Origin of the sequence: Nitrospina gracilis 3/211, assembly GCF_000341545.2 — a bacterium.
Taxonomy (GTDB): domain Bacteria; phylum Nitrospinota; class Nitrospinia; order Nitrospinales; family Nitrospinaceae; genus Nitrospina; species Nitrospina gracilis.
On the sequence record NZ_HG422173.1, the window covers coordinates 110,685 to 119,421 of the forward strand.

At 58.5% G+C, this 8,737-nt stretch carries 8 protein-coding genes and 1 pseudogene; 8 read left to right on the forward strand and 1 reads right to left on the reverse strand.

The features are described 5' to 3' along the window. From TX82_RS00540 to TX82_RS00575, 8 genes and pseudogenes are all read left to right on the forward strand, one after another. Nucleotides 1-525, forward strand: a pseudogene (locus tag TX82_RS00540) (hypothetical protein); the annotation flags it as partial. Between the two features lie 24 nt (nt 526-549). Next, on the forward strand, nt 550-2,472 hold the full coding sequence (fliD, locus tag TX82_RS00545) for a flagellar filament capping protein FliD (protein WP_005008783.1): 1,923 nt from the start codon (nt 550-552) through the stop codon (nt 2,470-2,472). A 2-nt stretch (nt 2,473-2,474) separates the two neighbouring features. Next, complete coding sequence (flgN, locus tag TX82_RS00550) at nt 2,475-2,912, forward strand: flagellar export chaperone FlgN (RefSeq protein WP_187291878.1); 438 nt, start codon at nt 2,475-2,477, stop codon at nt 2,910-2,912. 19 nt (nt 2,913-2,931) lie between these two features. Further along, nucleotides 2,932-3,438: a hypothetical protein gene (locus TX82_RS00555; RefSeq protein WP_005008788.1), complete on the forward strand. Its 507-nt coding sequence runs from the start codon at nt 2,932-2,934 to the stop codon at nt 3,436-3,438. A 146-nt stretch (nt 3,439-3,584) separates the two neighbouring features. After that, on the forward strand, nt 3,585-5,072 hold the full coding sequence (gene aroE / locus TX82_RS00560; RefSeq protein WP_005008790.1) for a shikimate dehydrogenase: 1,488 nt from the start codon (nt 3,585-3,587) through the stop codon (nt 5,070-5,072). Between the two features lie 58 nt (nt 5,073-5,130). After that, nucleotides 5,131-6,567: a glutamate-cysteine ligase family protein gene (locus TX82_RS00565; RefSeq protein WP_005008793.1), complete on the forward strand. Its 1,437-nt coding sequence runs from the start codon at nt 5,131-5,133 to the stop codon at nt 6,565-6,567. 2 nt (nt 6,568-6,569) lie between these two features. Then, nucleotides 6,570-7,580 (forward strand): M14 family metallopeptidase, encoded by a 1,011-nt coding sequence (locus tag TX82_RS00570; RefSeq protein ID WP_005008794.1) that lies wholly within the window; start codon nt 6,570-6,572, stop codon nt 7,578-7,580. A 54-nt stretch (nt 7,581-7,634) separates the two neighbouring features. Next, nucleotides 7,635-8,327 (forward strand): hypothetical protein, encoded by a 693-nt coding sequence (locus TX82_RS00575; RefSeq protein ID WP_144079039.1) that lies wholly within the window; start codon nt 7,635-7,637, stop codon nt 8,325-8,327. A 29-nt stretch (nt 8,328-8,356) separates the two neighbouring features. On the opposite strand, the gene TX82_RS00580 is transcribed toward TX82_RS00575, so the two are convergent. Continuing rightward, on the reverse strand, nt 8,357-8,602 hold the full coding sequence (locus TX82_RS00580; protein WP_005008796.1) for a hypothetical protein: 246 nt from the start codon (nt 8,600-8,602) through the stop codon (nt 8,357-8,359). Nucleotides 8,603-8,737: the final 135 nt, after the last annotated feature.

Genomic DNA, 8,737 nt, shown 5'->3' on the forward strand with positions numbered 1-8,737 from the left:
GACCCGGCGCGCCTGCAACAGCAACCGGTATTGGAAGAAGGACCGGAAACAGAACAACCCCTGGATCGGGAAACACCGCCTCCCGCCAACACACCGCCCCGGATTCTGGAGCAGGAGGAACCGGAGACCAACATACAGCAATTGACGGAAAACCGCGGCGCGCTGCGCTCGAATTTCCTGGAAACGGACCCGGCCCTGCGCGCCAACCGGGAATTGCGCAACCTCATCCGCGAAAGGGATGACAACGACGACGCCCCCATTGAACGGGGCAACAACAACCTGTTGTTGAACGAGCAAGAAGCATTCGTGCCTCCGGGGGCGGTGGAGGAACCGGACGCCGCCCCGGTGGCGCAGTCCATCGTCGCGGGACGGGCAGAGCAGGCCCGCATTGAGCAGGTGGAAGAACAGGCTGAGGCACGGCGCATCCGCCGGGAAGAAGAGGAAGAACAACGCACGCGGCCTTTGGATCTGGATCCGGAATCCCGGGTGGCCCAGCGCGGGCTCAACATCAACCGGTTCATTTAAGCAGGACCCTGTCGAGCATCGACCATGGCACTTTTGAGCAATAACATTCTTGGCAATTTCAACCTTTCCCTGACGGGAACGTTGAATCTGCGCTCACTCCTGTCGCCTCTGAATCTGGGCGGGACCCTGGGTGGATTGGGCCAGGTGCTGTCCGGGATCACGGACAGCATTGTGGACCAGGTGGACCTGTCTCCGGAAGCCGCAGAAGGCGTTCTGGGTCTCGGACGCACCATCGGATCGCCCCTTCCCAATCGCGGTGCCATTCTGGCGAGTTCCTTCAGCTTCGTGCAACGGGGATTCCCGGTGATCAGCGATCTGCGCGGGCCCCTGTCGGCATTGCGGGTTGCCCAGAGTGGCCGCTTTTTGACTGAGAATTTTAGGGATACGGGCCTCCCCTTGCTCGATGAGTTCACCAAACGCGACTCGGTGGTGCAGTTGCAGGACGATGCCCTGGGCGACCTGCGCTCGCGGCTGGAGAAACTGCAGCGCTCGGTGGAGACCCTGCGCCAGACCGGAGCGCTCAACCTGCTGACGGGCTTTTCCTCCGATCGCAACATCGTTCAGGTAACCGCAAACGAGACAGCCCCGATATCCCGCTTTCAAGTGAATGTGGTGCAACAGGCCACCCGCGAGTTGCGCGTGTCCGACGCCCAGGCTCTTGGAGCATTGGGCTTGAGCGGCAGTTTTTCCATCAACGGAGTGGAGGTGACCGTCGCCGCCAGCGACACGCTTCTCGACATCGCCAACAAGATCAACCGCGGCGAAGACGTGAACGGCAACGGCGTGCTGGACGGTCCGGAAGATTTCAACGGCAACGGCCTGATCGATATCATAGAAATCCCGGCCACCCCGTTTTTTGAGGGCCTGTTCATCATCGAGGACGCCAACAACAATGGCGTGCTGGACCCGGCGGAAGATGCCAACGGCAACGGCATCCTGGACGGCGGCACGGCCCAAACCGGTGTCACCGCCACCCTGTCAGCGGACAACCGCCTGGAGCTGACCGCGGCGGAAGGAGAACGCATCAATCTGGACGACCCCGACGGTCTCCTTCTCCAACTCGGATTCTTCACGCTCAACAGCCAGAACGTTTCCGTGCTCAAGGACAAACAGCTTGTCACCGTCAACAACCAGGTGACGGACCTGAACCGGCTGGCGCAGAATGCGGTGATCGAAATTGGCGGAAAACAGTTTCAAAGCGCGACCAACACGTTTGGCGACATCCTGAACGGAGTCACGATCAGACTCAGGGGCACCTCCAGCCAGGCTGTTGAGGTGGGGGTGCGGGTCGATGCCAAAAGTGCGGCAGAACAGATTGAAACGCTTGTGGACCGGTTCAACGACGCAATCCAGGCATTCAACAAAATTCTGGGCGGCGACAAGGTGTTTGCCCGCGACCTCGATATTCAAACCCTGCGCAACAACCTGGTCCGGAATTCGCAGGGGATCCTTGAACAGATCAACGAAAGAGATGCACGCACGCAGGAACAGGCCCGGTTCCAGAAAAACACCCGGTCCCTCGGCATCAACAGCGTCAACACCCAAAAGACCGAGTTTCAGGAAATCGGCCTCACCAACGCGGTGCGCAACCTGAAAGACTATTCGACAGATTTATTCCAACACGTTGGCAGCAAACTGTTCCGGGAACTGTCGGCCATAGGCATCCAGACGGAGTCGGACGATACGCTGAAAATCAATCGCCCCCAGCTGGAACGGTCCCTGAACCAGAACCCTGGAAAGGTTTTTAATATCCTGACTCGCGAAGAAGGTGGTATCCTTTCCAGAATCGAACCGATACTCGAACTGGCACTCAGCGACAATCTGGGTATCCTGAATTTCAAACAGGAACAAATCCGTGAACTTTCGCAGGTGCCTTCCAAGGTGGCCGAGCTGTTCCAGGAAAATGCCAGCAATGACCTGTTGCGCAACCTGATCGCGGTGGTATGACGATGACTTCCAAACTGGCAGAACAGATCATGAACGGCCTCGAGTCCCAGAAAACGGGGTACAACAAGCTTCTGGAACTGGCCGGTCAGCAGAAAGAGGCCATCGATGCCGGAGACGATGAAAAGCTGGTGCGGGTGATCCAGCACAAGGAACAGCATCTTCGCTCGATGCAGGAACTGGAGCAGGCCCTGAAGGAAAGCGCCAACACGCTGACCGATCAGGACCGTCAGGATCTTCAGGAACGGGCCCGCCCGTTACAGAATCAAGTGCTCGACGTGATGGAAAAACTGATCGAGCTGGAAAACACGTGTACGGAAACCCTGAAGGCGAAAGCTGTGAACACGCGGGAAGAGTTGACGGAACTGAAAACCCGCAAGAACAACATCAAGCAGTACGGTATGTTTGGCGTCAAGGGAACGGAATTTTCCGGTGATGCCTGAATAAGGAGATCGTGGACTCATGGATTTCAGCGTAAGCAGAGTATCCCGTGCGTTCCAGGTTTACCAGAGCCAGACCCGCATAGCGGATCTGAACAAGCAGAGCAACCTGAGAACCGTGCAGGGGCAGGCCGACCGCGTCAGCCTGTCCACGGAAGCTCTGCGCCTGTTCGAGCAGAACCAGGTGCGGGCGTCAAACCCGTCCGAATCCACGTTCGAATCCAGGCAGGCCACACAGCAAAACACCACCACGGCCGCAAGCCAGGCGGCATCGACGACCTCCGCCCAAGCCGCATCCACGCCCACGGCCCAGACAGCTTCCGCGGCCGGTCCACAGGCGGCGATACCGATCCAACCGGCGCCCACCACGACACGGCCACAAACCGGTTCCACCCGCGGCGTGGAGCCGGCCAAAGAGAAACCGTCCGATGAGGAACTCCTCGATTTCCTGAACATCGCCAATTCTCAGGAAGAGGAAGAAGATTTCAACGTTCCGTTTTCTTTCCGCCGGGGCAGTCGTCTGGGCTGACCGCTCGGCTCGTTACCGGATTTCTCCTTACTGATCACCCCCATCCGTCGTTCCTCCTCACTGGATTTTCCCCACCGCATCGGGCATAATCGGGCTTCGCCGCTTTCGCGCACCGAATTTTTCCGCCCATCATCCAACGAGGTTTCATGATTTGCGTTCCCATCGTCGGTCCCACCATGGACCGCGCGCTTGAAGACATCGACGCCTGCAGGAAGGTCGCCGACTTCATCGAATTTCGTCTCGACCTGATCCCCGGTCACGACCTTCCCCGCCTGATTGAAGCCGCAGGCGACACGCCGTACATCGTCACCAACCGCGCGAAGATGGACGGCGGCCAGTTTCCCGGCACGGAGGAAGAACGCGTCGCCGTCATCAAGCAGGCCATCGAGCTGGGCGCGATGTACATCGACATCGAAACCTCCACGCCGCCGGAACTCCTGCGCTCGGTGCTGGAAAACAAGGGCAAATCCAAAGCCATCCTGTCACACCACGATTTCACGCGCACCGACGACAAGGTCGATGCGCTCTACGAGTTGATGACGCAGATGCCCGCCGACGTGCTCAAGATCATCACCTACGCGCAGGATCTGAGCGACAACCTCCGCCTTCTACAACTGCTCAGCCGCGCGCGCCGCGACGAGGTGAAACTGATCGCGTTCTGCATGGGCGAGAAAGGCGAGGTCAGCCGCATCCTGTCTCCCATGTACGGCGGCTGGCTGACGTTCGGTTCTCTGGACCGCGGCAAGGAAAGCGCGCCGGGGCAGATCCCCGCCACCACGCTGAAGCACATCTACCGCGTCAACGAACTCAACCTGGACAGCAAAATCTTCGGCGTCATCGGCGACCCCGTGAACAAAAGCATGGGTTACCTCATCCACAACCGCGCTTTTTCGGAACTGAACCTGCCGAACGTGTACGTGCCTTTCTGGGTGAAAAGCCTGACGCGCTTCTTCAACACCTACCAGGCGTACTTCACCGGACTCAGCGTCACCATGCCGTTCAAGGAAGACATCATGAAACACATGAACCGCATCGACCCGCTGGCCCAGAAGATCGGTGCGGTCAACACGGTGGTGCGCGAGGGCAACGACTGGGTGGGCTACAACACGGATGTCACCGGCGCGCTGTCGGCGCTCACCGCAGTGACGGAACTGAAAGGCACGCGGGTGCTCATTATCGGTGCGGGCGGCACGGCGAAGGCCATCGGTCACGGCGTCACCGAACAGGGCGCGGCGCTCACGCTCACCTACAACCGCAATAAAGAGAAAGCCGAGGCGCTGGCGCAGGAATTGAACGCGAAACTCATCAGCATCCGCGACATCGATGCGCACGAGACCGACATCGTCATCAACTGCTCGCCCGCCGGCATGACGCCCAATACCAAAGACACGCCCTACCCCGCGCGCCTCTTAAAACCGGGCATGGTGGTGTTCGACTCGGTGTACAACCCGATGGAGACGCGCCTGATCAAGGACGCCAGGGAAAAAGGATGCACGGTGATTCCCGGCATCGAGCTGTTCGTCAACCAGGCCATCGAGCAGTTGAAACTGTGGACCGGCACCACCCCGCCGCGAGATCCCCTGCACGAAGTCGTGGAAACCCGCCTGCGCGAGCTCGCGGCAAAAGGCGTTTGATTCGCCCCCGGATGCGTTATACTTTCTAAAGTGAAGTCGTTTTCCGGAGGCGCCGCCCATGGGCCTGGACATCCCGCATTCCCAGTTTTGCGACGCGGACTTTGAAGAGTTCAAACGACGCCTCCACCGCGAGACGGACCACCTTTCCGCCTGGTTCCGCGACGGCGCGTTCGACAACCAGCCGGGAGCCTGCGGGTTCGAACTGGAAGCGTGGCTGGTGAACTCGCAGTTCCAGCCCGCGCCGATGAACGACGTCATCCTGCCCACCATCAACCACGGTCTCGTGGTGCCGGAACTCGCCCGCTTCAATTTCGAAATCAACAGCACGCCGCAAACCCTGTCCCCGCACATGTTCCGCGACATGGACAACGAACTCGCCGCCATCTGGGAGTTGTGCGAGCACCGCGCGCGGGACCACGACTGCGGCGTGATGACCATCGGCATCCTGCCGACCATCACCGACGACGCGCTGACCGTCGCCAACATGTCGTCCAACTGCCGCTACCGGGCGCTCAACGAGCAGGTGCTGCGCCTGCGCAACGGCCGCAACCTGATTCTTGAAATCGACGGCAACGACCGCCTGTACGTGGAGCACGACGACGTCATGCTGGAATCGGTGACGACGTCGCTGCAGATCCACATCCAGTGCCCGCCGCAGAACGCGGCGCGGCATTACAACCTGTCGCAGATACTGGCGGCGCCGATGGCCGCCGTCACCGCCAACTCGCCGTACCTGTTCGGCCGGGACTTGTGGGACGAGACGCGCATCCCGGCGTTCGAGCAGTCGATCGCTGTCGCCAGTTTCCGCGCTGCGGACGGACGCACCATCGGCCGCGCCACCTTCGGCACCGGTTACGCGCACAGCTCCATCCTCGAACCGTTCCTCGAAAACCTGTACGCCTACCCCGTCCTGCTCCCCATCCACTTCGAGGACCGCGAGGAAGACCTGAGCCACCTGCGCCTGCACAACGGCACCATCTGGCGCTGGACCCGGCCGCTCGTCGGGGTGAACGCCCACGGCGTGCCGCACCTGCGCATCGAACACCGTGTGCCCGCCGCCGGACCGAGCCGGCCCGACATCATCGCCAATATCGCCTTCCTGCTCGGCCTCATGGTGCATTTCGTCAACGAAGACACACGTCTGGAGGAAAAAATCCCGTTCATGCAGGCGCGCGACAATTTTTACCGCGCCGCCAAAAACGGCCTGTGCGCGGAGATCAAGTGGGCGGGCGACCGCACCGTGCGCATGCAGGAGTTGATCCTGGAACACCTTGTACCCGCGGCGCGGAAAGGACTTCAACGCGCCGGAGTGGACCGCGCGGACATCGATCATTACATTCACGGCATCATCGCCGAGCGGGTGCGGTCGGGGCAGAACGGCGCGCGCTGGCAGAGGGACTTTGTGGCTAGGTACGGACGCGACATGGCCGCGCTGACCGCCGCCTACTACCACAAACAACACTCGCACCGGCCGGTGCACACGTGGAGCGTGTGACGATGGACCTCCACCTGCTCGATGCCGTACCGGCGGACCTGCTCACCACCTCCGTCGAAGAGTTGGGAAACGTCCTGCCCGGCCCGACGCTGTTGCGCCTTCCCGGCCGCACCGAGCCGCCGTTGTTCATCTCGACGCTCCTGCACGGCGACGAGCCGACGGGATTCCAGTCCATGCAGAAACTGCTGGCGCATTACCTCGCCACGCCGGAAGGATTGCCGCGCAGTGTGTGGCTGTTTCTCGGCAACGTGCACGCGGCGAAAGGCAACCTGCGTCACCTCGACCAGCGACCCGACTTCAACCGCATCTGGAACGGCGGCGACCAGCCGGAACATCGCCTCGCGGCGCGGGTGGTGGAGCTGGCGCGGGAGAACGGCCTGTTCGCCTGCATCGACATCCACAACACATCGGGCAAGAACCCGCCCTATGCCGCCATCAACAAGCTCGACCCGGCCTGGGTGTTTCTCGGCAAACTGTTCAGCGACAAGCTGGTGTACTTCACCCGGCCGGACACGGTGCTGACCAAGGCGTTCGCCGAGATCTGCCCGGCGGTGACGGTGGAGTGCGGGCAGCCGGGCGACCCCAAAGGCCTCGAGCGCGTGCACGGGTTCGTCGATCAGTGTTTGAACCTGACGGCGATCGTACCGACGGGATACCGCACGGCGGACGAATCCGTGTTCCACAGCATCGGGCGCATCGAGTTTCCCGACGGGTGCACGGTGGGGTTCGGTCATGCGGGGGGATCGGAGGACTTCGTGTTCGTGGAGGACCTGGACAGCCTGAACTTCAAGGAACTGCCGGAGAACACGCGGATCGGCTGGCGGCACGATGAAAGCAAGCGGTTGATTGTGTATGACGAGACGGGGAAGGAAGTGGGCGACGAGTTTTTTGTGTACAAGGGGAACGAGATACGCCTCAAGCGGGCGGTGGTGCCCTCCATGCTGACCACCAGTCCTTACGCCGCCCTCGACGACTGCCTCGGCTACCTCATGCAGAGGTATGTGCTGGAGTGAGGGGTTAAATAAATGTCGCGAATGGAATTCCGTCGAACCAATGAACTTCGAGACTTGATTGAAGAACCCGGCTCCTCTTCCACATACTTTCAAAACTTCCACGACTCAATTCGTAATGAATCGAAGAGACGAGTTTGGCTAAGGCGGGAAAAAGAGTTTCAGGGTCTAAACCAAATCGCATGGGACCAATTTAAAACTAAAGTTAAAGACTCAAACTATTTGACAGTAAATTCAGAGTTGCGTGGGTGGGAACAACTAATAGGATTGCTTAATGAAGTACGTGGGTATAATTATTTAAAAAATTTAGATTGTGTTGATATTCATTTTTTACCTAATGAATCCAATGAAACGCCAGACCTAGAGGGTAAGTTTGCCGAGGAAATTATTTTATGTGAAGTGAAGACATTAAATATTTCCGATGAAGAAAGCGAAAGAAGGAATGGATTAGTGGCCGGTGAGGTTCTAAATTTTCTACCGGAAGGTTTTATGGATAAATTAGGAAAAGCTATCGATAAAGCTCACAATCAATGCTTCTCATTTAAACCTAATGCACGCCGAATAGTTTATATAAATATAAACTTTGATGACTTTCTAGGTGAAAGCAAACAAGATTACTACAAGCAAATTGATCAATATTTATCAAACAAAGAAAACTTTCCTGATATAGAAATCGTTTTCCATATTGAACAAGGTTGTTTTCATTCCTCGATCTCTATGGAAAACGCAACTGTAATCAATGAAGGTTAGTTCAATAACTCCATCGATTCTTAAATTGATTACCCCCGCTTCCACTCCTTGAACTGGAGCCAGGCCTGGTCGAAGACGGCGGGGTCGTAATGTTTTTTGGTGAGGGGGGTGTCGCCTTCCGGCGAGCGGGCGACGACGATCTGCTTGTCGCGCACGTTGCTGTTCTCCATATACATGGCGACGCCGTCGGCCATCACCGCGCCGGTGCCGCGCAACAGTTCCTCGCGCACTTCCTTGGGGTTGTCGATCACTTTCATTCCGTCTTTGTTGATCATCGTCTCCTGCCTGAATATTTGAACCACAGATAAACACCGATCCGGCTGAGCCGGGAAGCCACCCTCATACCCATTTCAAGTTCGTCGCCTACGGCTCCTCATAACACAATTTGATGAAAAAAGCCCCCCACGCCC

Coding starts and splice junctions, on each gene's coding strand:
- fliD (WP_005008783.1), top strand. CDS start 550: ATGGCACTTTTGAGCAATAACATTCTTGGCAATTTCAACCTTTCCCTG.
- TX82_RS00570 (WP_005008794.1), top strand. CDS start 6,570: ATGGACCTCCACCTGCTCGATGCCGTACCGGCGGACCTGCTCACCACC.
- TX82_RS00555 (WP_005008788.1), top strand. CDS start 2,932: ATGGATTTCAGCGTAAGCAGAGTATCCCGTGCGTTCCAGGTTTACCAG.
- aroE (WP_005008790.1), top strand. CDS start 3,585: ATGATTTGCGTTCCCATCGTCGGTCCCACCATGGACCGCGCGCTTGAA.
- flgN (WP_187291878.1), top strand. CDS start 2,475: ATGACTTCCAAACTGGCAGAACAGATCATGAACGGCCTCGAGTCCCAG.
- TX82_RS00580 (WP_005008796.1), bottom strand. CDS start 8,602: ATGATCAACAAAGACGGAATGAAAGTGATCGACAACCCCAAGGAAGTG.
- TX82_RS00565 (WP_005008793.1), top strand. CDS start 5,131: ATGGGCCTGGACATCCCGCATTCCCAGTTTTGCGACGCGGACTTTGAA.